Origin of the sequence: Microbacterium zouquanmingi (assembly GCF_052266695.1) — a bacterium.
Taxonomy (GTDB): Bacteria; Actinomycetota; Actinomycetes; order Actinomycetales; family Microbacteriaceae; genus Microbacterium.
In genome coordinates, this window is record NZ_JBQPQZ010000005.1 from 168,308 (window position 1) to 192,067 (window position 23,760).

Annotated in this window: 24 protein-coding genes; 2 read left to right on the plus strand and 22 right to left on the minus strand. The window is 64.4% G+C overall.

Annotation, left to right across the window (positions count from 1 at the left end; translation table 11 throughout):
- Window positions 1-46: 46 nt before the first annotated feature.
- The 16 genes from ACTU6U_RS12290 to ACTU6U_RS12365 all read right to left on the minus strand — a co-directional run bounded on the left by ACTU6U_RS12290 (window position 47) and on the right by ACTU6U_RS12365 (window position 15,807).
- Entirely contained in the window at window positions 47-403 is a 357-nt protein-coding gene (locus tag ACTU6U_RS12290) for an RNA polymerase-binding protein RbpA (protein WP_443469393.1), read from the minus strand.
- Window position 404: 1 nt separating this feature from the next.
- Entirely contained in the window at window positions 405-653 is a 249-nt protein-coding gene (secG, locus tag ACTU6U_RS12295) for a preprotein translocase subunit SecG (protein WP_033107536.1), read from the minus strand.
- 82 nt (window positions 654-735) lie between these two features.
- Complete coding sequence (tpiA, locus tag ACTU6U_RS12300) at window positions 736-1,527, minus strand: triose-phosphate isomerase (RefSeq protein ID WP_443469394.1); 792 nt, start codon at window positions 1,525-1,527, stop codon at window positions 736-738.
- The gene (locus tag ACTU6U_RS12305; RefSeq protein ID WP_443469395.1) at window positions 1,518-2,732 is read right to left on the minus strand and encodes a phosphoglycerate kinase; all 1,215 of its coding nucleotides are present in this window, start codon (window positions 2,730-2,732) and stop codon (window positions 1,518-1,520) included. Before ACTU6U_RS12305 ends, tpiA begins: the two co-directional genes overlap by 10 nt.
- A 7-nt stretch (window positions 2,733-2,739) precedes the next feature.
- The gene (gap, locus tag ACTU6U_RS12310) at window positions 2,740-3,750 is read right to left on the minus strand and encodes a type I glyceraldehyde-3-phosphate dehydrogenase (protein WP_443469396.1); all 1,011 of its coding nucleotides are present in this window, start codon (window positions 3,748-3,750) and stop codon (window positions 2,740-2,742) included.
- Window positions 3,751-3,867: 117 nt separating this feature from the next.
- Window positions 3,868-4,494: a superoxide dismutase gene (locus tag ACTU6U_RS12315; protein ID WP_443469397.1), complete on the minus strand. Its 627-nt coding sequence runs from the start codon at window positions 4,492-4,494 to the stop codon at window positions 3,868-3,870.
- A 141-nt stretch (window positions 4,495-4,635) separates the two neighbouring features.
- Window positions 4,636-5,613: a DNA-binding protein WhiA gene (gene whiA, locus ACTU6U_RS12320; protein WP_443469398.1), complete on the minus strand. Its 978-nt coding sequence runs from the start codon at window positions 5,611-5,613 to the stop codon at window positions 4,636-4,638.
- Window positions 5,614-5,686: 73 nt separating this feature from the next.
- Entirely contained in the window at window positions 5,687-6,559 is an 873-nt protein-coding gene (rapZ, locus tag ACTU6U_RS12325) for an RNase adapter RapZ (RefSeq protein WP_443469399.1), read from the minus strand.
- A 27-nt stretch (window positions 6,560-6,586) separates the two neighbouring features.
- The gene (gene uvrC / locus ACTU6U_RS12330) at window positions 6,587-8,491 is read right to left on the minus strand and encodes an excinuclease ABC subunit UvrC (protein WP_443469400.1); all 1,905 of its coding nucleotides are present in this window, start codon (window positions 8,489-8,491) and stop codon (window positions 6,587-6,589) included.
- On the minus strand, window positions 8,491-11,379 hold the full coding sequence (uvrA, locus tag ACTU6U_RS12335; protein ID WP_443469401.1) for an excinuclease ABC subunit UvrA: 2,889 nt from the start codon (window positions 11,377-11,379) through the stop codon (window positions 8,491-8,493). The genes uvrC and uvrA overlap by 1 nt, the downstream gene beginning before the upstream one ends.
- A 44-nt stretch (window positions 11,380-11,423) precedes the next feature.
- On the minus strand, window positions 11,424-11,948 hold the full coding sequence (locus ACTU6U_RS12340; RefSeq protein WP_443469402.1) for a hypothetical protein: 525 nt from the start codon (window positions 11,946-11,948) through the stop codon (window positions 11,424-11,426).
- Complete coding sequence (locus tag ACTU6U_RS12345; protein WP_443469403.1) at window positions 11,945-13,210, minus strand: DUF58 domain-containing protein; 1,266 nt, start codon at window positions 13,208-13,210, stop codon at window positions 11,945-11,947. The genes ACTU6U_RS12340 and ACTU6U_RS12345 overlap by 4 nt, the downstream gene beginning before the upstream one ends.
- Window positions 13,207-14,172 carry an AAA family ATPase gene (locus ACTU6U_RS12350; protein WP_443469404.1) on the minus strand — a complete coding sequence of 322 codons (966 nt, stop codon included), beginning with the start codon at window positions 14,170-14,172 and terminating at the stop codon, window positions 13,207-13,209. The genes ACTU6U_RS12345 and ACTU6U_RS12350 overlap by 4 nt, the downstream gene beginning before the upstream one ends.
- Window positions 14,169-14,639 (minus strand): hypothetical protein, encoded by a 471-nt coding sequence (locus ACTU6U_RS12355; RefSeq protein ID WP_443469405.1) that lies wholly within the window; start codon window positions 14,637-14,639, stop codon window positions 14,169-14,171. Before ACTU6U_RS12355 ends, ACTU6U_RS12350 begins: the two co-directional genes overlap by 4 nt.
- Entirely contained in the window at window positions 14,636-15,322 is a 687-nt protein-coding gene (locus ACTU6U_RS12360) for a DUF4129 domain-containing protein (RefSeq protein WP_443469406.1), read from the minus strand. Before ACTU6U_RS12360 ends, ACTU6U_RS12355 begins: the two co-directional genes overlap by 4 nt.
- Before the next feature lie 65 nt (window positions 15,323-15,387).
- The gene (locus ACTU6U_RS12365) at window positions 15,388-15,807 is read right to left on the minus strand and encodes a MarR family winged helix-turn-helix transcriptional regulator (RefSeq protein WP_443469501.1); all 420 of its coding nucleotides are present in this window, start codon (window positions 15,805-15,807) and stop codon (window positions 15,388-15,390) included.
- A 62-nt stretch (window positions 15,808-15,869) separates the two neighbouring features.
- Here ACTU6U_RS12365 and ACTU6U_RS12370 point away from each other — a divergent pair, with 62 nt between their 5' ends.
- Entirely contained in the window at window positions 15,870-16,130 is a 261-nt protein-coding gene (locus ACTU6U_RS12370; protein ID WP_443469407.1) for a hypothetical protein, read from the plus strand.
- 5 nt (window positions 16,131-16,135) lie between these two features.
- Here the strand turns inward: ACTU6U_RS12370 and ACTU6U_RS12375 are convergent, their stop codons facing one another.
- Both ACTU6U_RS12375 and uvrB read right to left on the minus strand, forming a co-directional pair.
- Window positions 16,136-16,477 carry a TfoX/Sxy family protein gene (locus ACTU6U_RS12375; protein WP_443469408.1) on the minus strand — a complete coding sequence of 114 codons (342 nt, stop codon included), beginning with the start codon at window positions 16,475-16,477 and terminating at the stop codon, window positions 16,136-16,138.
- A 2-nt stretch (window positions 16,478-16,479) separates the two neighbouring features.
- The gene (gene uvrB / locus ACTU6U_RS12380) at window positions 16,480-18,555 is read right to left on the minus strand and encodes an excinuclease ABC subunit UvrB (protein ID WP_443469409.1); all 2,076 of its coding nucleotides are present in this window, start codon (window positions 18,553-18,555) and stop codon (window positions 16,480-16,482) included.
- Window positions 18,556-18,609: 54 nt separating this feature from the next.
- Here uvrB and ACTU6U_RS12385 point away from each other — a divergent pair, with 54 nt between their 5' ends.
- Window positions 18,610-19,215, plus strand: a complete 606-nt coding sequence (locus ACTU6U_RS12385) for a DUF4126 domain-containing protein (RefSeq protein WP_443469410.1) — start codon at window positions 18,610-18,612, stop codon at window positions 19,213-19,215.
- Here the strand turns inward: ACTU6U_RS12385 and coaE are convergent.
- The 4 genes from coaE to acs are packed head-to-tail and all read right to left on the minus strand — an operon-like array spanning window position 19,202 to window position 23,732.
- Window positions 19,202-19,792, minus strand: a complete 591-nt coding sequence (gene coaE / locus ACTU6U_RS12390; protein WP_443469411.1) for a dephospho-CoA kinase — start codon at window positions 19,790-19,792, stop codon at window positions 19,202-19,204. The genes ACTU6U_RS12385 and coaE overlap by 14 nt on opposite strands.
- Before the next feature lie 31 nt (window positions 19,793-19,823).
- The gene (locus tag ACTU6U_RS12395) at window positions 19,824-20,387 is read right to left on the minus strand and encodes a CoA-binding protein (protein ID WP_443469412.1); all 564 of its coding nucleotides are present in this window, start codon (window positions 20,385-20,387) and stop codon (window positions 19,824-19,826) included.
- On the minus strand, window positions 20,384-21,688 hold the full coding sequence (locus ACTU6U_RS12400) for an O-acetylhomoserine aminocarboxypropyltransferase/cysteine synthase family protein (protein ID WP_443469413.1): 1,305 nt from the start codon (window positions 21,686-21,688) through the stop codon (window positions 20,384-20,386). Before ACTU6U_RS12400 ends, ACTU6U_RS12395 begins: the two co-directional genes overlap by 4 nt.
- Window positions 21,689-21,719: 31 nt before the next feature.
- Entirely contained in the window at window positions 21,720-23,732 is a 2,013-nt protein-coding gene (gene acs / locus ACTU6U_RS12405; RefSeq protein WP_443469414.1) for an acetate--CoA ligase, read from the minus strand.
- Window positions 23,733-23,760: the final 28 nt, after the last annotated feature.

A 23,760-nucleotide genomic window follows, 5' to 3' on the forward strand; every position in this document is an offset into this window, starting at 1 on the left:
AAGCCGCCGTACCCCTGAGGGCACGACGGCTTCGAAAAGTGATGGATCAGGCCTGTCCGCGACGCTCACGCAACTGCGTCAGGGCGTCATCGAGAAGCTGTACTGCTTCGTCATCGGTACGACGCTCCTTCACGTATGCGAGGTGGGTCTTGTACGGCTCGTTCTTGGCCAGCTCGGGCGGGTTCGCCTTGTCGCGGCCGGCCGGAAGACCGGACTGCGGGTGGTCGATCGTCTCGGGAATCTCTTCGTCAGGGAGCCCCGCCGCAAAGTGGCGGACGGTCTCGTTGCCGAGCCCATCCCAGTACGAGACGGCGATGCGATCGGCGTGGTAGCCGTGATCCTGCTCGCCCATCGGCCCGGAACCGACGCGGGTTCCGCGGATGGCATTGCCTCCAGTGGCCATGTCAGATCACCTCAAGTTTCGTGATGAGGCCCAGCGCGACGATGGAGATGAACCACACGAGCGCCAGGACGATGGTGAAACGGTTGAGGTTGCGCTCAGCGAGACCAGAGGAGCCGACCGCAGATGTCATCCCGCCACCGAACATGTCGGACAGACCGCCACCGCGGCCCTTGTGGAGAAGGATGAGGAGTGTCAGCAGGACGCTGGTGATGCCCAGCAGAACCTGCAGAACGAACTCAAGAATTGCCACGAGGGAATGCCTTTCGATTGGGCCGTGATTGCCCGCAAGGGTCAAGTATACGCAGGTGGGGGGCCGCAGCCCCCGCACCCCCTCAGACCCCGACGTGCTTTTCGAAGCGGATGATCGCGGCGAAATCGTCGACGACGAGGCTTGCGCCACCGACCAGTGCGCCATCGACATCGGGTTCACGCATGAAGCTGGCGATGTTCGCAGCCTTCACGGATCCGCCGTACAGGATGCGTGTGCGGGCCGCAGCATCGTCATCCAGTGCCTTCGCCAGCACACCCCGCAGAACCGCGCAGACGTCCTGCGCCTGCTGCGGCGTCGCAGCCTGGCCCGAGCCGATGGCCCAGACCGGCTCGTACGCGACCACGATGTCTGCAGAAGCAGGAACATCCTTCAGCGCTGCCTCGAGCTGACCGGCAGGTACAGCGCTCGCGCCGAACTTCTCGAGGTCCTCTGCTGTCTCACCGACGCAGATCACCGGCACGAGACCGTGCTTCAACGCCGCCTGAACCTTCGCCGCCACGACATCGTCGCCTTCGGCGTGGTACTCACGACGCTCGGAGTGGCCGATGATGACGTACTTCGCGTCGAGCTTCGACAGGAACGCACCCGATACCTCGCCGGTGTACGCACCGGAGTCATGAGCCGACAGGTCCTGCGCCCCGAGCGCGAACGGAATCTTGTCCGCGTCGATCAGCGTCTGGACGCTGCGAATGTCGGTGAACGGCGGGAAGACCGCGACCTCGACCGAGCCGTCCTCATGCCTGGCGTCCTTGAGCGCCCAGTGCAGCTTCTGCACGAATGCGACCGCCTGCAGGTGGTCCAAGTTCATCTTCCAGTTTCCCGCGATCAGCGGGGTACGGGTTGTCATGCCCATCCGAGCACCTCCAGGCCGGGTAGTTTCTTGCCCTCGAGGAACTCGAGGCTTGCGCCTCCGCCCGTCGAGATGTGACCGAACTGGTCATCGGTGAAGCCGAGCTGACGCACAGCAGCCGCCGAGTCGCCGCCGCCGACAACACCGAGGCCGGCGACCTCGGTGAGTGCCTGTGCGACAGCCTTGGTTCCTGCCGCGAAGGCAGGGAACTCGAACACGCCCATAGGCCCGTTCCAGAACACGGTCTTGGACCCGCGGATCGCGTCTGCGAAGGCTGCAGCGGTCTCGGGGCCGATGTCGAGTCCGATTCCGGATGCTCCGAACGAGGACTCCTCGATGGCATCCGCTGCAACCGTCTCGTGCGCAGCATCCGCAGAGAATGACGCTGCGACGACGACATCCGTCGGCAGGACGATCTCCACACCGCGCTCGGTCGCCTCACTGAGGTATCCGCGCACGGTATCGAGCTGGTCCTTCTCAAGGAGACTTGACCCCACTGCGTGCCCCTGGGCTGCGAGGAACGTGAACAGCATTCCGCCGCCGACGAGAATCCGGTCGACGCGCGGCAGCAGGTGCGAGATCACACCGAGCTTGTCGCTGACCTTCGAGCCGCCGAGTACGACCGTGTAGGGGCGCTCAGGGGTCTCGGTGAGACGGTCAAGCACATCCAGTTCGGTGGCGATCAGGAGACCGGCCGCCGAAGGGAGGATCTCGGCGAGGTCGTAGACGCTCGCCTGCGTGCGGTGCACGACGCCGAATCCGTCCGAGACCAGCGCGTCACCGAGCTCTGCGAGCTCACCGGCGAAAGCCTTGCGGACGGAATCGTCCTTCGAAGTCTCCCCGGCGTTGAACCGGAGGTTCTCGACGACGACGACCTCGCCGTTCTCGAGGGCAGCAACTGCCGCGCTCGCGGACTCGCCGACAGTGTCGGACGCGAACGCGACGGGCTGATCGAGAAGCTCGGCCAGACGCATCGCGACCGGCTCGAGGCTGTATTGCGGGTCCGGCGCACCGTCTGGGCGTCCGAGATGAGAGCACACGATGACGCGTGCACCCTCATTGATGAGGGCGTTCAGGGTGGGCAACGAGGCGCGAACACGGCCATCGTCCGTTATGACGCCGTCCTTCAGGGGGACGTTCAGGTCACAACGGACGATGACGCGCTTGCCCTCGAGCGAACCCAATGAGTCCAGGGTGCGCAGGGTCATGAGTTGCTCAGAGACGCTCTGCGACGTACTCGGTCAGGTCGACGAGACGGTTGGAGTAGCCCCACTCGTTGTCGTACCAGCTCGAGACCTTGACGAGGTTTCCGCTGACGTTGGTCAGCTCCGAGTCGAAGATCGACGAGTGCGGGTTGAGCTGGATGTCGCTCGACACGATCGGGTCCTCGGTGTACTCGAGGATTCCGTTGAGGCGACCGTCAGCTGCGGCCTCGCGGTATGCAGCGTTGATCTCCTCAACCGTGAGGTCATCGCGGTCCGAGACGATCGTCAGGTCGACGATCGAGCCGGTGGGAACCGGGACGCGGTAGGAGGAGCCGCTGAGCTTGCCGTTGAGCTCGGGCAGCACGAGGCCGATGGCCTTCGCTGCACCAGTGGAGGCGGGGACGATGTTGATCGCGGCAGCGCGGGCGCGGCGCAGGTCGCTGTGCGGGCCGTCCTGCAGGTTCTGGTCGGCCGTGTACGCGTGTGCGGTCATCATGAAACCGCGCTGGATGCCGAACTTGTCGTTGAAGACCTTCGCGAGAGGCGCGAGGCAGTTCGTGGTGCACGATGCGTTCGAGATGATGTTGTCGTTGGCGGGGTCGTAGGACTCTTCGTTCACACCCATGACGAAGGTGCCGTCGACGTCCGTGCCGGGGGCCGAGATGATGACCTTCTTGGCACCGCCCGCGATGTGCTTGCCGGCGTCGGCGGCGTTGGTGAAACGACCGGTCGCCTCGATGACGATGTCAACACCCAGATCGCCCCAGGGGAGGTTGGCGGGATCGCGCTCTTCGAAGACCTTGATGGCCTTGCCGCCGACGGTGATCACGTCACCCTCGTGCGAGACCTCGACGCCCAGGGGGCCGCCGACGGAGTCGTACTTCAGGAGGTGCGCGAGAGCCGCGTTATCGGTGAGGTCGTTTACTGCAACGATCTCGATGTCAGCGTTCTGTGCGAGAGCCGCACGAAGGAAATTACGTCCGATACGGCCGAAGCCGTTGATACCGATCTTGACAGACACTAAGGTCTCTCCCTGTTTGTCATGCGCCGAACGCAGCAGTAGCACCTGCGCCGCACGCGGGGGATTTTGGCTGAGACGGCGTCCCGACGAGACGAAACCCGTCGGGACGCGACCCGGTTACGACAGTACCAGCAGGCCGTTCGTCTGCTTACGCGCGATGTCGAGACGCTGCGCGACGTTCTCCCAGTTGGCGATATTCCAGGCAGCCTTGACGTAATCTGCCTTCACATTGAGGTAATCCAGGTAGAAGGCGTGCTCCCACATGTCGAGCTGGAACAGCGGAATCGTGCCCTGCGCTGAGTTCGACTGCTGATCGAAAAGCTGCTGGATGATCAGGCGCTGCCCGATCGAGTCCCAGCTCAGCACCGACCAGCCAGAGCCCTGGATGCCCATGGCCGTTGCCGTGAAGTGCGCCTGGAACTTCTCGAACGAACCGAAGTACTCGTCGATGGCCGCCTTCAGCTCCCCCTCGGGCTGCCCTCCGCCGTTCGGTGAGAGGTTCGTCCAGAAGATGGAGTGGTTGACATGACCGCCAAGGTTGAACGCGAGGTCCTTCTCGAGCTTGTTGACGTTGGCGAGGTTGCCGCTTTCACGTGCCTCGGCAAGACCGTCGAGCGCTGCGTTGGCGCCGGTGACATAAGCCTGGTGATGCTTGTCATGGTGTAGCTCCATGATCTTGCCGCTGATGTGCGGCTCCAGCGCTGCGAAATCGTAGGGGAGGTCAGGGAGCGTGTATGTAGCCATGTCGCTTTTCATCCATTCCGCGCCGCGCCGCGGCGCTTGTCGGTTTCCCCACGCCATCCGAGTGCGGCGCGGAGGAGACATTTTCATCCTACTGACGACAACGCCCCTGCGGCACGGAAGCTTCCACGAATCGCGAACGAGCTAGACGTCGAGGCCGGCGGGCACTGCTGATTCCGTGCCGGGGATGCCCTCCTGCTGCGCGCGCTTGTCTGCCATCGCCAGCAGACGACGGATTCGACCTGCAACGGCGTCCTTGGTCAGAGGCGGCTCGGCGTGATGGCCGAGTTCATCAAGACTGGCATCGCGGTGCGAGAGGCGCAGTTCGCCGGCAAGTCGCAGATGGTCGGGAATCGTGTCGCCGAGGATCTCGAGAGCCCGCTCGACACGTGCACATGCGGCAACCGCCGCCTGTGCGGAACGGCGCAGGTTGGCGTCGTCGAAGTTCACCAGGCGGTTCACCCCCGCGCGCACCTCGCGCCGCTGACGCATCTCTTCCCACGTCGCAGCCGTCTTCTGCGCGCCCATCTGAGCGAGGATCGATCGGATCGCTTCGCCCTCACGAACTACGACGCGCGGCAGTCCGCGTACTTCTCTGGCCTTCGCTGCGACACCGAGTCGGTGCGCTGCGCCGACGAGTGCCATTGCGGCTTCCGAGGTCGGGCACGAGACTTCAAGCATTGCGGAGCGTCCAGGCTCCGACAGCGACCCCGCAGCGAGGAACGCTCCGCGCCAGAGGCCGGCGATCTCTTCTCGAGACCCGGTCGTAAGTCGGTTCGGCAGCCCGCGCACTGGCCGGCGGCGCTGATCCAGCAGACCGGTCTGACGTGCGAGAGTCTCCCCCGCGCCGATCACACGCACCGCGTATCGTGCACCGTCGTGTGAGCTCGCTGACTGCACCTGCGCGATCTCAGGACGCACACCGTAGATCTCGGCAAGGTCGCGCGCAACGCGACGAGCGAGCAGCTCAGCATCGACCTCGGCTTCCACCGCTACTCGGCCTGCGATGGAGTGGAGCCCCCCAGCGAACCGAAGGATCGCGGTGACCTCCGCGACGCGCACGGTCGGCGGTGCGTTACGGATGCTGACGAGTTCAGCCTTGACATCGGTGGTAAGTGCCACGGGACTCCTTGAAAAGCTTGGTGCGTCGGATCGCGACGCAAACAATCAGTTTACCGGCCCGGGCTCGCGTCGATTACTCTCGGCCGAGATCGCGATGGCGCACGCTGACCGCGACGCCCGGAATCTGTGCGAGACGCTTCGCGAGCTCTTCGGCGACTGCTACGGAGCGGTGCTTGCCTCCGGTGCATCCGATCGCAACGGTCGAATGGCCCTTGTTCTCCCGCTGGTAGCCCTCGAGCACCGGTACGAGCGCGGTGGCATAGGCCTCGAGGAACTCCGATGCACCTTCCTGCGCGAGAACGTAGTCGCGCACCTGAGGGTCTTGACCGGTGAATCCTCGCAGATCGTCATTCCAGTACGGGTTGGGGAGAAATCGCATGTCTGCCACGAGGTCCACATCCGTGGGGAGCCCGTATTTGAAGCCGAAGCTGAGGACCGTGAGCCGGTGTCGAGCAGCCCCCTCTTCAGAGAAGGTCTCAGAAATCTGCGTCGCCAGCTGATGGATGTTCAGCGATGAGGTATCGATGACGATATCGGCGGCCTCGCGCACGAGCGTCAGGCGCGAGCGCTCCAATCGGATGCCATCGAGAAGGGTGCCGTCTTCCTGCAGAGGGTGCGGGCGTCTGACCGCTTCGAACCGTCGCACGAGCACATCATCTGAGGCGTCGAGGAACAGCACCCGCACGCTTCCGCGCGACCGCAGGGCCCGCGCGACCTCGGGGAAGTCATTGAAGAGGTTTCGACCACGGACATCGACGACCGCGGCAACCTTCGGCAGTGCTCCCCCACCGAGATCAGTGAGGTCCAGCAGAGGGCGCAGCATCTGCGGCGGGAGGTTGTCAACGACGTACCAGTCCAGATCCTCGAGTGCGTTCGCGACCGTGGATCTCCCCGCACCGGACATGCCGGTAACGATGAGGAATTCGTTCTTGTCCTCGTCGGTCATCGGTGCTCCTTCCCTGTGGAGACCAGCCTATCTACTCGCGAGGTGGCTGTGGATGCTGTCAGCGAGCGTGGGGCCGATACCGGGGATCTCCTGGATCTGCGCCGCGGTCGCACTCTTGAGGGCTGCGACCGAGCCGAAGTGCTTCAGCAGCGCCTTGATTCGGGATGCGCCGAGGCCAGGTACCTCTTCGAGCACCGTGGAGATATCGCGTCGGCGTCGCTTTCGCTGATGGGTGATCGCGAAGCGGTGCGCTTCGTCGCGCAGTCGCTGCAGCAGATAGAGAGCTTCGCTCGTGCGCGGCAGGATCACGGGGAAGTCCTCCCCCGGCAGCCACACCTCTTCAAGGCGCTTGGCGATGCCGCACAGACCGATCTCAGTGTGTCCTGCATCACGCAGCGCGCGTGCTGCCGCCTCGACCTGCGGCTTCCCGCCGTCGACGAGCAGCAACTGGGGCGGATAGGAGAATCGCGGCTTCCTGCGCGTGGTGATGACCTCGCCGTCTGCCAGAGCGTCATCGGTTGTCGCCACTTCGACGGGCTCGGGCTCTTCAGGCCGATCCAGGTACGCCAGCCTGCGCATGAGCACCTGATGCATCGAGTCGGTGTCATCGGTGGTCTCAGCGATGTTGAAGGAGCGGTATTGGTCTTTGCGCGGCAGCCCGTCTTCAAACACCACCATCGACGCGACCACATTCGTACCGCCGAGGTGAGAGATGTCGAAGCACTCGATCCGCAGCGGCGCCGCATCGAGGCCGAGAGCCTCCTGCAGATCAGTCAGCGCCTGAGTACGTGCGACGTAATCACTGGTCCGCTTGGTCTTGTGCCGGATCAGCGCCTGCTGTGCGTTGAGCGTGGCCGTGCGCATGAGTTCGGCGCGCTGACCGCGCTGCGCCACCGCGATCTCGACCTTGCGTCCGCGGCGCTCTCGCAGCCAGAGCTCGAGTTCGACCACGTCGTCGGGCAGCGAAGGAACGAGTACGCGCCGGGGAATGTCGACGCCATCGCCGTACGCACGCTGCAGCACCTGATCGACGAGGTCGGAGTCCGAGATGTCGAGCTCCTTCTCGATCGTCGTTGCTCGCACTCCGCGCACGCGTCCGCCACGGATCGTGAAGTGCTGAACGGTCGCGGCGAGCTCATCCTCAGCGATGCCGAAGAGATCAGCATCCTCGTCAGCCGCCAACACGAGCGAGCTCTTCCCCAGCACTGCCTCGATAGACGCGAGCTGGTCACGGTATCGTGCGGCGGCTTCATAGTCCATCGCTGCAGAAGCCGCGTGCATCCGCTTGGTGAGTTCCTTCGTGAAGCGCTCATCACCGCCCGCAATGAAGGCGACGAAGTCGTCGACGATCGCACGGTGCTCTTCGATGGTGACCTTCATCGAGCACGGACCACCGCACTTGCCGATCTGGCCGGGAAAGCACGGGCGACCCGTCACCATGGCGCGCTTGTAGCTGGAGTCGCTGCAGGTGCGAATCGGGAATGCCTTGATCATCAGATCGATGGTTTCGTGCACCGCCCAGACCTTCGGGTACGGCCCGAAGTACCGTGCCCGCGGAATCTTGCGATTACGCGTCACCAGCACCCTCGGAGCCTCATCCCCCAGCGTCACAGCCATGAACGGATAGGACTTGTCGTCTTTGTAGCGCACATTGAAAGGCGGATCGAATTCCTTGATCCACATGTACTCCAGCTGCAGGGAATCCACATCGGTGGGCACGACGGTCCATTCCACGGATGCCGCGGTCGTCACCATGCGCCTGGTGCGCTCGTGTAGCGTGCGCAGCGGCGCAAAATAGTTCGACAGGCGCTGTCGCAGATTCTTCGCCTTGCCGACGTACAGCACGCGACCCGATGCATCGAGAAAGCGATACACCCCCGGGGCCGTCGGAATCTCTCCCTGCTTCGGTTTGTACGGGAGCACGTCGGCCATCAGCTGGCCTTCCGAGCCCCGCGCCCATCTTCGAGGATCTCAGCGAGGAAGAGCCCGGTGTGGCTGGATTCGACCTGTGCGATCTGCTCGGGAGTTCCGGTCGCGAGGATCTCTCCGCCCCCCGCACCACCTTCAGGACCGAGGTCGATGACCCAGTCGGCGGACTTGATCACATCGAGGTTGTGCTCGATCACGATCACCGTGTTGCCCTTTTCGACCAGGCTGTTGAGCACTTCGAGAAGCTTGCGCACGTCTTCAAAATGGAGACCGGTGGTCGGCTCGTCGAGCACGTAGACGCTTCGGCCGTTGCTGCGGCGCTGAAGCTCGGTTGCGAGTTTCACGCGCTGCGCTTCACCACCTGAGAGGGTCGTCGCCGACTGCCCGAGGCGCACATATCCGAGGCCGACGTCGACGAGGGTCTTCATGTAGCGGTGGATCGCCTGGATCGGCTCGAAGAACGCGGCTGCCTCTTCGATCGGCATCTCGAGAACTTCTGCGATGTTCTTGCCCTTGTAGTGCACGGCAAGCGTGTCGCGGTTGTAGCGTTTTCCGTGGCAGACCTCGCAGTCGACGTACACGTCGGGGAGGAAGTTCATCTCGATCTTGATCGTTCCGTCGCCGGAGCACGCCTCGCAGCGCCCACCCTTGACGTTGAAGCTGAATCGGCCCGGCTGATAGCCGCGAACCTTCGCTTCTGGCGTCTCAGCGAACAGCGACCGGATGCGATCGAAGACACCCGTGTAGGTGGCCGGGTTCGATCGCGGGGTGCGCCCGATGGGCGCTTGATCGACGTGAACGACCTTGTCGAGGTTGTCGAGACCAGTGACACGGGTGTGTTTGCCTGCGAGCTTGCGAGCGCCGTTGAGCTTGGAGGCGAGGACGCGATAGAGGATGTCGTTGACCAGCGAAGACTTTCCCGAACCGCTGACGCCGGTCACAGCCGTCAGCACGCCGAGCGGAAAATCTGCTGTGACGTTCTTCAAGTTGTTCTCGCGAGCGCCCACGACGGTCAGCTGCCGCTTCTTGTCGATCTTGCGCCGCTTCTTCGGCGTAGGAATCTCTCGCCGACCTGCGAGGTAGTCGCCGGTCACCGATTCCGATTCGCCGAGCAGCGCCGAGTACGGGCCGGAATGCACCACTGCGCCACCGTTGACACCGGCTCCAGGACCGATATCGACAACCCAGTCGGCCGCTTCGATCGTCTCTTCATCATGCTCGACGACGATGAGCGTGTTGCCGAGATCGCGGAGCTTCTGCAGCGTATCGATCAGTCGCCGGTTATCGCGCTGGTGCAGACCGATCGACGGCTCATCCAGCACATAGAGCACACCGGTGAGCCCAGAGCCGATCTGGGTGGCCAGCCGGATACGTTGCGCCTCGCCGCCCGAGAGCGAACCTGCAGCCCGGCTGAGGTTCAAGTAGTTCAGACCGACCTGCAGCAGGAAATCCAGCCGAAGGCGAATCTCGCGCAGCACCTGGGCTGCGATCTTCGCCTCGCGCTCGGTGAGTGTCAGCTGCTCCATGAAGGTTCGCGCGTCCGAGAGGCTGAGCTGAGAAACCTCGGCGATCGAGCGGTTGTGCACCTTGACGGCAAGAACTTCTGGCTTGAGACGTGTGCCGTCGCACACCGGACACGGGACCTCACGCAGGTATTCGCCCCAGCGAGCACGCTGAGTGTCGCTCTCTGCCTGTGCATACTGCCGTTCGATGTAGGGGACGACGCCCTCGAATCCCGAGGCGTACCGCATCTCCCTGCCGTAGCGGTTCTTCCACTTGACGGTGACCTTGTAGTTGTCTCCGCGCAGCACAGCGTCCTGCACGTCGACGCGCAGGTCCCGCCATGGCGTATCGAGTGAGAAGTTGAGGTCGCGCGCAAGGCCCTCGAGCAGTCTCTCGTAGTACTGGAAGAGCCCCTTGCCCTGAGTGGTCCACGGAATGATCGCGCCTTCACGGATCGAGAGGTCTTCATCGCCGAGCATGAGATCGACGTCCACCGACATGCGGGTGCCGAGTCCAGAGCAGGTGGGGCAGGCGCCGAACGGCGCGTTGAACGAGAAGGTGCGGGGCTCGATCTCAGTGAGCGTGATGGCGTGCCCGTTCGGACACGCGAGCTTCTCAGAGAATGACTGCCATGCGTCATCGCCCTCGCCGTCGACGAAGTTGATCTGCATGACACCGCCGGCCAGCCCCAGGGCGGTCTCCACTGAATCAGTGACGCGTCCGAGAATGTCATCGGATGCCACAAGACGGTCGACGACGACGGCGATGTCGTGCTTATAGCTCTTCTTGAGCTTCGGCGGCTCGGCGAGCTGGATGAGCTCACCGTCGACGATCGCACGCGAGTAGCCCTTCGCGCCGAGCTCACGGAACAGATCGACGAACTCACCCTTCTTCTGCGAGACGATCGGCGCGACGATCTGGTAGCGGGTGCGGTCTTCCAGCTCCATGAGCTGGTCGGCGATCTGCTGCACCGTCTGTCGCTGAATGCGCTCGCCGCATTCCGGACAGTGCGGGATGCCGATACGCGCCCAGAGGAGGCGCATGTAGTCGTAGATCTCAGTGATCGTGCCCACGGTCGAACGCGGGTTGCGGTTCGTCGACTTCTGGTCGATCGAAACCGCAGGACTCAATCCTTCGATGAAGTCGACGTCGGGGCGATCAACCTGCCCGAGGAACTGCCGCGCATATGCGCTCAGCGACTCGACGTAGCGGCGCTGTCCCTCTGCGAAGATCGTGTCGAACGCGAGGCTGGACTTTCCGGAACCGGAAAGCCCGGTGAACACCACCAGTGAGTCGCGCGGGATGTCGATATCGACGTTCTTGAGGTTGTGTACGCGGGCACCACGAACACTGAGTTTTCCTGGGGCGGCAACGGGAACAATGGGCACCGGACAAGTCTACGAGGGGCTACGGACATTGGCTCCACGCGCACTCAGGGGTGCTGAGAGCGCACCCGCGTGCGCAGCAGGAAGAGCACCGCGAAGGCCGTGGTGGCAACGGCTCCGGCCAATGCGGCGAGCCTGAATCCGTCCTCACGCTGAACGAGCATCGCGGCCGCTGTGAGCGGCTGTGCAACCGCCTGCACCGCGAGCAGCCGGTACAGACTCGGACGGAGAGCGCGAAGCACGACCCGTCCCCGCCATGGCACGAGCGGCAGCAGTGTGCACAGCGCACACATGATGTGCGCGACTGCAACCGCGACCATTGCCTGCCAGATGCCGGGATCCGCCATCAGCATCCCGATTGCCAGGCACAGAATCGACAGCCATCCGCCGAGGCTCTGCGGGAACAGCATCCCGAGCAGTGCGGTACCGACGACGATGAACTGCCACCCCGCGACGGGAATCAGTAGAACCGCTCCCCCCGCAGCCACCACGACCAGCAAGAGCTGCAGCACAGCACCCGGAACGGCCGGGCCTGTGCGCATCCTGTCGTTCGCACGTGCCCCCGCGTTCACCGTCGGCTCCTCGCCATTGCGGCCAAGTCGGTTGCGGCCTCGTCACCCCAGGTGATGACGTCGACGTCAGCTGTGCGCAGATCGTGCAACACGTCCTCTCGCTCCGCGAGTACCGTGCGCAGTGCGATCTGCTGCTCGCGGTTGATCCGGCTGGTGTCGAGCGTTGGAAGGATATCGACAGCGATGACCCGATGACCGGATGCTCGCCACATCAGCGCGATCTCGGATGCTGCTCCGGCGAAAAAAGTCGAGAGGACGAAAACCACCGAGGCATGCGGCACCGGTGGTGTGCGCAGGAAACGGGCGTCCTCCCCCGCCTGCCCCGTCGCGGCGATCGCGGCTTCCACCCGTGCCAGGTGCCGAGATCCTGCACCGCTGCGCACAGATCGTCCACCGTGCGTGAGCACATGGAATGCGACGCGGTCACCCCCGGCAATCGCTGCCGCTGCGATCGACCGGGCAGCATGACGCGAACGGTCAAGGGACGTGACTCCGCTGCGGACGAGGTCCCCGCTCCCCCACGTCGCCACGACCGTGCCCAGATCGTCTGCGGTATCCATCGCGATGACCATGGTCGCGTCGCTGAGCGTGTTCGTCCTGCGCACCATCAGATCGCCGGGGCGACGTGCCATACGAGCCGTCGCCTTCCAATCGACCCGACGCAACTCATCCCCCTGGACGAACTGGTGAATGTCTCGAAAGTCGCCGCCCTGTCCGAGTCGCCTACCCTCATGACTGCCGTGAGTGCCGGTGAGCCGGAGAGATAACGGCAATTTCGGCAGTTTCGCCGACAGAGGCGCGATGTTGCGGATCCCTTCGACCACCGCAGTCGACGGTCCGAGGATCGCACCACCAGCATCCGCTCCCCTTGCAGCGGCCCGTACAGCAGCGACCGGCCCTGAGTGCAATGAGCGACTGAGCGAGGTCACCACCGCCCCATTCGCAGGGACGATCAGCCGCCGCGTGCGCCGCTCTGACTGAACGACCACGAGCTGAGCGAGCTCAGCTTCGCCGGTAACGCGCACATCTGTGCGCAGCATCCCGTCGTCTTCCGCATCGGGAATGCTGATGAGCTCGATCTCGACGCCTTCGACATCTTGGCGACGGCAGACGGCCACAACGCTGAGAATCGCCAACGGGAGCCCCATGGCGACGATGTCAGCACGTGAGAAGACGAGGCCTGCACTGGCGAGCGCTATCGCTGCAAGGAAGCCGAGAACGACTCCGGGACCCCAGCGGCCGCGCACACCGCGACTGGTCACGCGGGGACGCCCACCGTCGGCGGCACGGGCACCAGCGCGACGACGTTCCGGACGATCTGCTCCGCGCTGACGCCCTGTGCCCAGGCTTGCGGGGTGAGCGTCAAGCGATGGGCGAGTACGGGCACCGAGATCCGCTTGATGTCATCCGGCCTGACGAAGTCTCGACCGTCGAGTGCCGCGAGGGCTCGGCCGAGCAGCAAGAGTCCGAGCGATCCACGGGGCGACGCGCCGACCGCGACGTTCTGCGCGTGCCGCGTAGCGCGTGCGATCTCGACGCAGTAGCGCGCAATATCCGGGTGGACGTGGATCGCTTCGACCGCTCGCTGAACATCGAGAAGTCGCGCGGCATCGATCACGGGCTCGACGTGGGTGGCCTCCTGTTGGCGGGCCATTCGGTTCAGCAGAATCTGCGTCTCGCCTTCGGTCTCCTGATATCCGACGGCGAGGCGCACCATGAACCGATCCAGTTGAGCCTCGGGCAACGCGTACGTCCCCTCGTACTCGATCGGGTTCGAGGTGGCGATGATATGGAACGGCGTGGGCAGGGCGAAGCTGTTCCCCTCGACAGTCACCTGCCGCTCGGCCATCGCTTCAAGCATCGCCGACTGAGTTTTCGGAGTGGTGCGGTTGATCTCGTCGGCCAGCAGCAATCCCGCGAAGATCGGCCCTGGGCGGAACACGAACTCACCGGTATCGGGGGCATACACATAAGATCCGGTCACGTCTCCCGGGAGCATGTCCGGGGTGCACTGCAGGCGCCGGAAATCGAGGCCGAGTGCTGATGCCAGGCTCCGTGCGGCGACAGTCTTCCCGAGACCGGGCACGTCCTCGAGCAGCACGTGGCCACCGGCGAGGATGGTCGCCAGCGCGATCTCAAGGGGATCGTCCATACCGACGACGACAGTGCGGACCGCCGCGAGAATCTCGGCACCGATTTCTGCGATGGAAGTGTCCTGCGTCATTGCTTCTCCTTGTTCGCGGCGAGCGAGTCAATGACCGTCAGTGCTCGCTCAACATCCTGAATCTTCGTACCCGGCCCGGAGAGCCGATCCCAGAGTCCGTCGCCGATGAGCGCATTGATCTGTGCTCGATGCATGGGCTCGTCGATATTCAGACCACTTCGCAGCAGCCGCCGTCCGAGCACACCGCGCACGCGCCTGGTCGCGAGTTCACCGGCTTCACGGGTGCGAGGGTTCAAAGACCATGCCATACGAGAGACATCAGTGCCGCGCTGTTCCCTGCGTATCGGAATGTCCGGAGCGTCGACCCGCGCGTCCTCGGGGATCACGAGCTGCGTGCTGACAACGATCACCCCGGCGATCGCGGCCCACGAGAACGCGAAGACCGGTTCAACCCGGAGACCGAACAGCAGGATCAGAGCCGCGCCTGCCGCGACCGCTATCGCTGCGATGATCCGACCGCGCGTCATCGCCAGCCCTCCTCGATCGCACGGAGGGCCCTACGGGCAACTGTGCGGTCATCCTCATCTGCCACATGCCCGCCGAACCTGACACGCTCATACAGCTCAAGCAGCTCCTGCGCGGCAGAACCGATTCCCGCTCGGCGCGTGATGATGCGCAGCGTGAACTCCGACGGTGTCTCGCTCACCCCACGAGTGAGATTGGCATCGGCCGCGCTCTCTTCGAGCCCAACCCACGCCGCGATGATCGCATCGGTCGGCTGCGGGCGCTCGTCGACCGCGCGCAGCGCACCTTCGATCCCGCGCCGGATCACCGGGGCCGCCGCTTCCTCGTCCTGCGGAACATCCTGCGCGCTCAGCTCGTACGCCACCTCGTCACCGCTGCGAATCGCGAGCGGTCGGTTGAGCCAGGCGCGGATCAGGGCCCGCACCAGCACAACTCCGAGCGCGAGGAGAATCACAGCGCCAAGGATGAGGAGGACCATGCCGATGACTGCCGTCATCACATCATTGATGGGCTGCGGCGTCGGCGTACCGCTCGGCGTGCTCGTCGGAAGGGGGATCACGGGCGGAGAATCGTTGATCGGCTGTGTGTCGAACGGTTCGATCGTTGGCGTTCCCTGCACCGCCGCGGCAACCATCACGACGACGAACAGACCCACCAGGCTCATAATGGCGATGCCCCGCCTCATATCCCGCACCATCCGGAAGACAGGAGCGGCGACGACATGTCTTTCAGACTATGGCGCGGTGCCGGTCATTCGGGGACGCGGCCGGCAAATGGGGATAACCCATCACGAAGCGCGGCGATCTGTTCCAAGTCCATGTGCACAGCCGCCATCACCTGGCGTGGGACATCAACAGCTCGATCGCGCAGCGCCCGTCCGGCATCCGTCAGCTGGATGTCGAGCCGTCGCTCATCCTCTTTGCTGCGGGTGCGAGCAATCAGCCCGTCATTCTCCAACCTCTTGACGAGCGGGGATGCCGTCGCAGGGTCGAGAGCGAGGTCTGCGGCAAGGTCGTTCAATGAGCGCGGCGACCGGTCCCAAAGCGCGAGCATGACGAGATACTGCGGATGCGTGAGGCCGAGCGGCTCAAGAATGGGCCGGTAGATCGCCACGACATTGCGTGCTGCCGTGACCAGCGCGAAGCACAGCTGGTTCTCGAGCTTGAGCATGTCATCGGTCGTGGTCACGTTCTGATTATAGCTATACACTAATCGTTAGTACACTAATGATCATGGAGAACGGCGACATGGAGAACGGTTCAGAACGAGCCCCGTTGCGCACCCGCATCCGCGAGGCAGGTGGTCTGTACAGGTGGTTCAACACCAATCTGATCAAGCTGGCAGGCCCTGCGGCTGTCGGCCCCTACGAGGCGACTCCTCCGCCGACCGCCGCACAGCGTGCGGAGCGGGCCTGCCCCCTCTGCGGCCACGCGATGACTGAGCACGTGATCGACCGCACCGGGCCGAAGCCGCTTATGCACTGCCCTCGGTGACAGGGTCAGTACTGCGCGCTCTCCCTCGCAGCATCAACCCAGAACATCAGTGACTCGTCGTCTTCCAGAGCTGTCGGGGCCACGTCGAGCCAACTGGGACCCATGGTTTTGGCGCCCATCACAGCGATGCTGACGCCCGCTTCGGTCAGCAGCGCGGTGCCCTGTTCATCGGTGACACGCACAAGAAGAGTGCCCCCCTTGCGCGCGCCGACGAGAATCCGACCGCCGAGCAGGAACGCTCGAGTGCCGAACATCCGCTTCTCTTCCAGCCCTGGCTCGGACATCAGCAGCGCGCGAACCCGGTCGGCCAGTTCAGTGGCGGCAGCGTCCGTACTCGACCCCCTCACGCTCACGCGTGCCCCGCTCGCTCCATCGCCCGCAGCTCCTTTTTGAGGTCTTGCACTTCGTCACGCAGCCGCCCGGCGAGTTCGAACTTCAGTTCTGCGGCTGCGGCGAGCATCTGCGCGGTCAGATCGTCGATCGTCGATTCGAGCTGTTCCGCGCCCTCTGCGGCGATGCCCTCGCGGCGAAGGCGAGGAGTGGGGCTCTTGCCCTTGCCTGACTTGCTATTCCCCTTGCCTCGGAGCATCTCCTGCGTATCGGATGCTTCGCGTGCGAGCACGTCGGTGATGTCAGCGATCCTCTTGCGCAGTGGCTGCGGATCGATGCCGTGCTCCTTGTTGTACGCGACCTGCTTCTCACGGCGACGATCGGTCTCATCGATCGCCTTGGCCATCGAGTCAGTCATGTTGTCGGCGTACATGTGCACCTCGCCGGAGACATTTCGCGCGGCACGACCGATCGTCTGGATGAGCGAGGTCCCAGAGCGCAGGAACCCTTCCTTATCGGCGTCCAAGATCGCCACGAGCGACACTTCGGGCAGGTCGAGTCCCTCACGCAGCAGGTTGATGCCGACAAGCACGTCGTAGATACCGGACCGCAGCTCGCTGAGGAGTTCGACTCGACGCAGCGTGTCGACGTCGGAGTGTAGATACCTCACGCGCACGCCGTGTTCGCCGAGGAAGTCGGTCAGCTCTTCAGCCATTTTCTTCGTCAGAGTCGTCACGAGCACACGCTCGTCCTTCTCGACACGAATCCGGATCTCTTCCAGCAGATCGTCGATCTGTCCCTTGGACGGCTTGACGATGATCTCGGGATCGACCAGGCCAGTCGGACGAATGATCTGTTCGACGATGCCGTCAGCGATCCCCATCTCGTACTTGCCCGGCGTCGCCGAGAGATACACGGTCTGGCCGATCCGGTTCTTGAACTCATCGAATCTCAGCGGCCTGTTGTCCATGGCGCTCGGCAGACGGAAGCCGTGATCGACGAGCGTGCGCTTTCGTGATGCATCACCCTCGTACATCGCACCGATCTGCGGCACGGTGACGTGTGACTCGTCGATCACGAGCAGGAAGTCATCGGGGAAGAAGTCCAACAGCGTGTGCGGCGGCTCCCCCGACTGCCGGCCGTCGAGATGGCGTGAATAGTTCTCGATTCCCGAGCAGAACCCGAGCTGCTGAAGCATCTCGAGATCGAACGTGGTGCGCATGCGCAGCCGCTGCGCTTCGAGCAGCTTGCCCTGCCTCTCGAACTCCGCCAGCCGCTCGGCGAGCTCTGCCTCGATCGTGCCGATCGCGCGCTGGATGACGTCAGTACCGGCCACGTAGTGCGACGCGGGGAAGATCGGCACCGCATCGAGCTTCTCGATCACGTCGCCGGTGAGCGGATGCAGCGAATAGAGCCCTTCGATCTCGTCTCCGAACAGTTCGATGCGAATCGCGTGCTCTTCGTAGACCGGGATGATCTCGATCGTGTCGCCGCGCACGCGGAAGTTGCCGCGCGAGAAGTCGACGTCATTGCGGTTGTACTGCATTGCGATGAACTGTCGGATCAGCGCATCGCGGTCGTATCTCTCACCCACCTGCAGCGCCACCATCGCACGCAGGTACTCTTCTGGAGCACCGAGGCCGTAGATGCAGGACACCGTCGACACCACCACGACATCGCGACGGCTCAGCAGCGAGTTCGTCGTCGAGTGACGCAAGCGCTCGACCTCGGCGTTGATCGATGAGTCCTTCTCGATGAAGGTATCGGTCTGCGGTACATACGCCTCGGGCTGGTAGTAGTCGTAATACGAGACGAAGTACTCGACAGCGTTGTTGGGCATGAGCTCGCGGAACTCGTTCGCCAACTGCGCAGCAAGGGTCTTGTTGTGCGCCATCACCAGGGTCGGACGCTGCACCTGCTCGATCAGCCAGGCAGTGGTCGCCGATTTTCCGGTACCAGTCGCACCCAGAAGGACGACGTCGGTCTCACCCGCGTTGATCCGCGCGGCAAGGTCGGCGATCGCCTTCGGCTGGTCACCGGCGGGCATGTATTCGCTGACCACTTCGAACGGACGGACGCTGCGGGTGGTTTGCATGAATCCAGCGTAAGCGGAGCATCCGACATTGGGGCCGCGTCGTAGAGTGGGGCCGTGATCGAGTTCCTGATCGGCTCCAGTCTTGCGGCATCCGCTGGTCTCAATGCCTGGATGCCGCTGTTCCTGCTGGGGCTGGCCGACCGCTTCCTTCCCGCGGTGAACCTCCCGGCGGGGTGGTCGTGGATCGGCAGCGACATCGCGCTCTGGATTCTCGGCGCGCTGCTGGTCCTCGAGATCGTCGCCGACAAGATACCCGCGCTCGATTCGGTCAACGACATCGTCCAGAGCGTGCTCCGCCCGGCTTCCGGCGGCATCGTGTTCGGCGCGGGGGCGAGCGCGCAGACCGTCGCCGTGGACGATCCCGCCGCTTTCTTCTCGCAGAACACATGGGTGCCGATCGTCACCGGGATCGTAATCGCGCTCATCGTGCATGTCACAAAAGCAACCGGCCGGGTCGCCGCGAACGCCGTGACCGGTGGGCTCGCAGCACCCGTGCTGAGCACCGCAGAGAATGGCGCATCGTTCCTGCTCGCCGCGCTCGCCATCATCGTTCCCGTGCTCGCGGGGCTGCTTCTCATCGGCCTCATCGTGACCGTGGTCATGCTGTTCCGTCGCCGACGACGCAAGCGGCGCGCCGAAACGAGCGCTACGGACGAGTGAGCTTCGTCCAGACGGCATCCGTCTGATCGAGAGTGTGCTCCATGGTTCCGGACGTGTCGATCACGACGTCCGCGATCGCGAGACGCGCCTCATCGGAGACCTGCGCGTCGATTCTGTCCTGCGCGGCGTCCGGTTCCATCCCCCGTAACTCGACGAGGCGCCGCAGGCGTTCCGACACGGGTGCGTGGGCGACGATGATCGTGTCCCACGGGTCGTCGACTCTCGCCTCTACCAGCAGCGGCACGTCGTACACGACGAACGCATCAGGTTCTGTCGCTTCGAACCGGCTCTGAGACTCCGCGTGCACCGCGGGGTGCACGATCGCGTTCAGCTTCGTCAGGGCATCCGGGTTTCCGAATACCAGTGCTCCGAGCGCCGCGCGATCGAGTGCCCCGGAGGAATCGATCATGTCGCTGCCGAAAGCCTCGGCGATCGCGCTCAGCACAGGCGAACCCGGCGCCTGCACGTCGCGGACGATCTGGTCCGCGTCGATGATGACCGCACCGTGCTCCTGCAGCCGGCGCGCGATCGTGGATTTCCCGGAGGCGATGCCGCCGGTCAAGGCGATGAGTGGCATGCGTCCATCCTGGCATGAGCGCCGGCGCAGCTCAGCGCGCGAGCAGCTGTCGTTTGGCGCTGATCACTCCGGTGTCGAAGCCTGCGAGGTGCAGTCCGCCGTGGAACCGGGCGTGCTCGATCTTGATGCAGCGGTCCATGACGACCGAGAGTCCTGCGGATTCGGCTATTGCAGCAGCCTCCTCATTCCAGGAGCCGAGCTGCAGCCACAGAGCCTTCGCGCCGGCGTCGACCGCTTCTTGCGCCACGCCGGGAAGGTCATCGTGCTTGCGGAACACGTCAACGATGTCCGGCACCACCGGCAGATCAGAAATCGACCTGTATGCGGGTTGTCCGAGGATCTCGTCGGCCATCGGGTTCACGAAGTACACATCGTACGGCGAGCTCGACAGCAGGTAGGTCCCGACGAAGTACGACGCACGCGCGGGATTGCTCGATGCGCCGACGATGGCGATCGAGCGCGATCGCCGTAGCAGAGCGAACCTCTCCTGCTGGCTAGGACTCGTCCAGGCACCCGCAGCCGGGGTCACCGGCGGGAGCTCGCACGCGACAGCTGCGGCCGGCGGCGTGAACTCACATGCGTCGTTCGTGCTCATCGTGTGGCTCCTGTCGCTGCGGTGAGGGCCTGATCGAGGTCCCAGATGATGTCGTCCGCGTCTTCCAATCCCACCGAGATCCGGATGAGGTCGGCGGGCGCTCCTGCAGCGACGAGTTGCTCGGCTGAGAGCTGGCGGTGCGTGGTCGATGCGGGGTGGATCACGAGCGTGCGAGCGTCACCGATGTTCGCGAGGTGCGAGGCGAGCTGGAGGTTCTCGATCAGCGTCTCCCCTGCGGCGCGACCGTCGTCGGCTGCGACACCGAAGGCGAAGACCGATCCGGGGCCGAGCGGCAGGTACTTCGCCGCGCGTTCATGATGCGGATGCGATTCGAGTCCCGCCCAGGTCACATACGAGATGCGAGGGTCGGACTCGAGCCATTCCGCGACGATGCGCGCGTTCTCGAGGTGCGCATCGATGCGCTGCGGCAGCGTCTCGACGCCCTGCAGCAGGTTGAATGCGGACTGCGGGCTGAGCGCAGGACCGATGTCGCGCAGCTGTTCGGAGCGCAGCTTTGTGAGGAATCCGTACTCGCCGAAGTTGTCCCACCATTTGATGCCGCCGTAAGAGGCGACCGGCTCGGTCATCTGCGGGAACTTTCCGTTGCCCCAGTCGAATGTCCCCTTCTCGATGACAATGCCGCCGAGAGTCGTGCCGTGACCGCCGAGGAACTTCGTGACCGAGTGGATGACGATGTCTGCACCGTGCTCGAGAGGACGGGCAAGATACGGCGTCGCGAGGGTCGCGTCGACGACGAGCGGCACGCCCGCGGCATGGGCGACGGCAGCAAGCCCCTCGATATCGGCGATCTCTCCGGAGGGGTTGCCGATCATCTCGACATAGACGACCTTGGTCTCGGGCCGGATCGCCGCGGCAAAGTCCGCCGGATCCGTGGATGGGACGAACGTCGTCTCGACCCCGAAGCGGCGCAGGGTGACATCGAGCTGCGTCACCGTGCCGCCGTAGAGCTGTGCGGATGCCACGACATGGTCGCCCGCACCCACCAGGGCTGCGAAGGTGATGAACTCCGCGCTCATGCCGGATGCTGTCGCCACTGCACCGATCCCGCCCTCGAGCGAGGCGAGGCGCTCTTCGAGGGCTGCGACGGTGGGGTTTCCGATGCGGGAGTAGATGTTGCCGTACTTCTGCAGGGCGAAGAGGTTTCCGGCATCCTTCGCGTCATCGAAGACGAACGAGGTGGTCTGGTAGATCGGTACGGCGCGCGCGCCGGTCGCGGCATCCGGTGTTCCTCCGGCGTGGAGCGCGCGGGTGCGGAACCCGAAGCGGTGTTCTTCCGTCATGACTTCCTTCAGTCGAGTATCGAGTCGAGGTCTAAAAGGCCGCGAGAGCCGCCGCGATGCCGTCGACGGCATCCGGATTCTGGAGAGAGGTCGTGTCGCCTCGCTCCTGCGGTTCTCGCCCGGCGCGGCGGTCCTGTTCGGCTTCCCACAGCTGCGCGAGAAGCCTGCGCAAGATCTTTCCCGAGCGGGTCTTGGGCAGGTCGGGAACGACGACGATATGGCGTGGTTTGGCAACGGGTCCGATCTCACGGGCGACACGGTCGCGCAGAGCGGATGCCGCGATCTCGCCGTGTCCTGACGGCGTCACGAACGCGACGACCGACTGTCCGGTGAGCGCATCGGAGACTCCGGCTGTGCCGGCCTCCCCCACGGAGGGGTCGGCGACCAGCGCAGACTCGATCTCAATCGTCGAGAGGCGGTGTCCGGAGACGTTCACGACGTCATCGAGGCGCCCCAGGATCCACACGTGCCCGTCGGCATCTCGCGTGGCTCCGTCGCCTGCGACGTAGTATCCGCCGTACTCGCCTTTTCCGGCGTAGTCGGACCAGTAGGAGTCGCGGTACCGTTGCGGATCTCCCCACACCGTGCGTGCCATTCCGGGCCAGGGCCGCCTGACCACGAGAGTGCCGGATCGTCCCGCGGCCGTCTCGTCGCCGTTCTCGTCGACGACGGCGATGTCGATGCCCGGCAGCGCGACGGTCGCAGATCCGGGCTTGAGCGTGGTCGCCCCTGGAAGCGGCACGATCATCGCAGCTCCCGTCTCGGACTGCCACCACGTATCGATGATGGGAAGCTCATCCCGCCCGAAAGTGCGGCGGAACCAGACCCAGGCTTCGGGGTTGATCGCCTCGCCGACGGTGCCGAGCAGGCGGATGCTGGACAGGTCGTGCTCTGCGGGAAGCTCTTCGCCGAACCAGGTCATGAACGTGCGGATCAGGGTGGGAGCGGTGTAATAGACCGTCACCCCGTAGCGCTCGATGATTTCGAGGTGCCGCGCGCGGTGCGGGCTGTCAGGAGTTCCCTCGTAGATCACCTGGGTGAGCCCGTTCGAGAGCGGCCCGTAGATCTCGTACGTATGCGCGGTCACCCACGCGAGGTCGGCAGTGCACCAATGCACATCGTCGGGTTTCGAATCAAAATGGGCCCAGTGCGCCCAGCTCGCGTGGGAGAGGTAGCCGCCGGAGGTGTGGACGAGGCCCTTCGGCTTGCCGGTGGTACCGGACGTGTAGATGATGAAGAGTGGATGCTCTGCCGCGAAGGGCTGCGCCTCATGACTCTCATCGGCGGTGTCGACGACGTCGTGCCACCAGAGGTCGCGGCCCTCGGTCCAGGCCACGTTCTGTCCGGTCCGGCGGACGACGAGGACATGTTCGAGGTCCGGCAGATCAGCAGCCGCGATGTCGGCGGCGGACTTCACCTCAACTGCCGCACCTCGCCGGTGCTGCCCGTCACTGGTCACCAGCAGCTTCGCGCCGGTGTCGAAGAGCCGGAATCGCACTGCCTCGGCGGAGAAACCGCCGAAGACAAGAGAGTGCACCGCGCCGATGCGCGCACACGCGAGCGCGATCACCACCGTCTCGATAAGCACCGGCAGGTACACGACGACGCGGTCGCCCGGCACGATGCCGAGAGCAGTCAGCGCATTGGCGGCCTGCGAAACCCTGCGCTGTAGATCGGCGTAGGTCACGGCCGTGCGGTCACCCGGTTCTCCCTCGAAGTGAAGCGCGACCTTGTTCCCGCGCCCCGCTTCGACGTGCCGATCGACGCAGTTGTACGCGACGTTCAGCGTTCCGCCATCGAACCATCGTGCCGAGGGGATCGTGTTGTCGGTCGGCGGCTGCCAGTCCAGGGCCGTGTGCCACGGGGTCGCCCAGTCCAACCGTCGGGCGGCGTCTTCCCAGAAAGCGATCGGGTCAGCATCCGCCTGCGAATAGATCTCGTCGGTGACGTTCGCCTGGGCGCGGAACTCCGCAGACGGCGGGTAGGTGCGTTCCTCGACGAGTCTCGCCTCTGACATCTGTGACGCGAGCAGTGCGGAAGTCATCTCCCCATCGTTGAGGAGCGGGGAGCGC

Coding starts and splice junctions, on each gene's coding strand:
- rapZ (WP_443469399.1), bottom strand. CDS start 6,559: ATGACCGACGAGGACAAGAACGAATTCCTCATCGTTACCGGCATGTCC.
- acs (WP_443469414.1), bottom strand. CDS start 23,732: ATGACTTCCGCACTGCTCGCGTCACAGATGTCAGAGGCGAGACTCGTC.
- ACTU6U_RS12395 (WP_443469412.1), bottom strand. CDS start 20,387: ATGAGCACGAACGACGCATGTGAGTTCACGCCGCCGGCCGCAGCTGTC.
- coaE (WP_443469411.1), bottom strand. CDS start 19,792: ATGCCACTCATCGCCTTGACCGGCGGCATCGCCTCCGGGAAATCCACG.
- ACTU6U_RS12305 (WP_443469395.1), bottom strand. CDS start 2,732: ATGACCCTGCGCACCCTGGACTCATTGGGTTCGCTCGAGGGCAAGCGC.
- tpiA (WP_443469394.1), bottom strand. CDS start 1,527: ATGGGCATGACAACCCGTACCCCGCTGATCGCGGGAAACTGGAAGATG.
- ACTU6U_RS12360 (WP_443469406.1), bottom strand. CDS start 15,322: ATGAGGCGGGGCATCGCCATTATGAGCCTGGTGGGTCTGTTCGTCGTC.
- uvrC (WP_443469400.1), bottom strand. CDS start 8,491: ATGGCCGACGTGCTCCCGTACAAACCGAAGCAGGGAGAGATTCCGACG.
- ACTU6U_RS12365 (WP_443469501.1), bottom strand. CDS start 15,807: ATGCTCAAGCTCGAGAACCAGCTGTGCTTCGCGCTGGTCACGGCAGCA.
- ACTU6U_RS12315 (WP_443469397.1), bottom strand. CDS start 4,494: ATGGCTACATACACGCTCCCTGACCTCCCCTACGATTTCGCAGCGCTG.
- ACTU6U_RS12400 (WP_443469413.1), bottom strand. CDS start 21,688: ATGACGGAAGAACACCGCTTCGGGTTCCGCACCCGCGCGCTCCACGCC.
- ACTU6U_RS12350 (WP_443469404.1), bottom strand. CDS start 14,172: ATGACGCAGGACACTTCCATCGCAGAAATCGGTGCCGAGATTCTCGCG.
- ACTU6U_RS12370 (WP_443469407.1), top strand. CDS start 15,870: ATGGAGAACGGCGACATGGAGAACGGTTCAGAACGAGCCCCGTTGCGC.
- ACTU6U_RS12290 (WP_443469393.1), bottom strand. CDS start 403: ATGGCCACTGGAGGCAATGCCATCCGCGGAACCCGCGTCGGTTCCGGG.
- ACTU6U_RS12355 (WP_443469405.1), bottom strand. CDS start 14,639: ATGACGCGCGGTCGGATCATCGCAGCGATAGCGGTCGCGGCAGGCGCG.
- uvrB (WP_443469409.1), bottom strand. CDS start 18,555: ATGCAAACCACCCGCAGCGTCCGTCCGTTCGAAGTGGTCAGCGAATAC.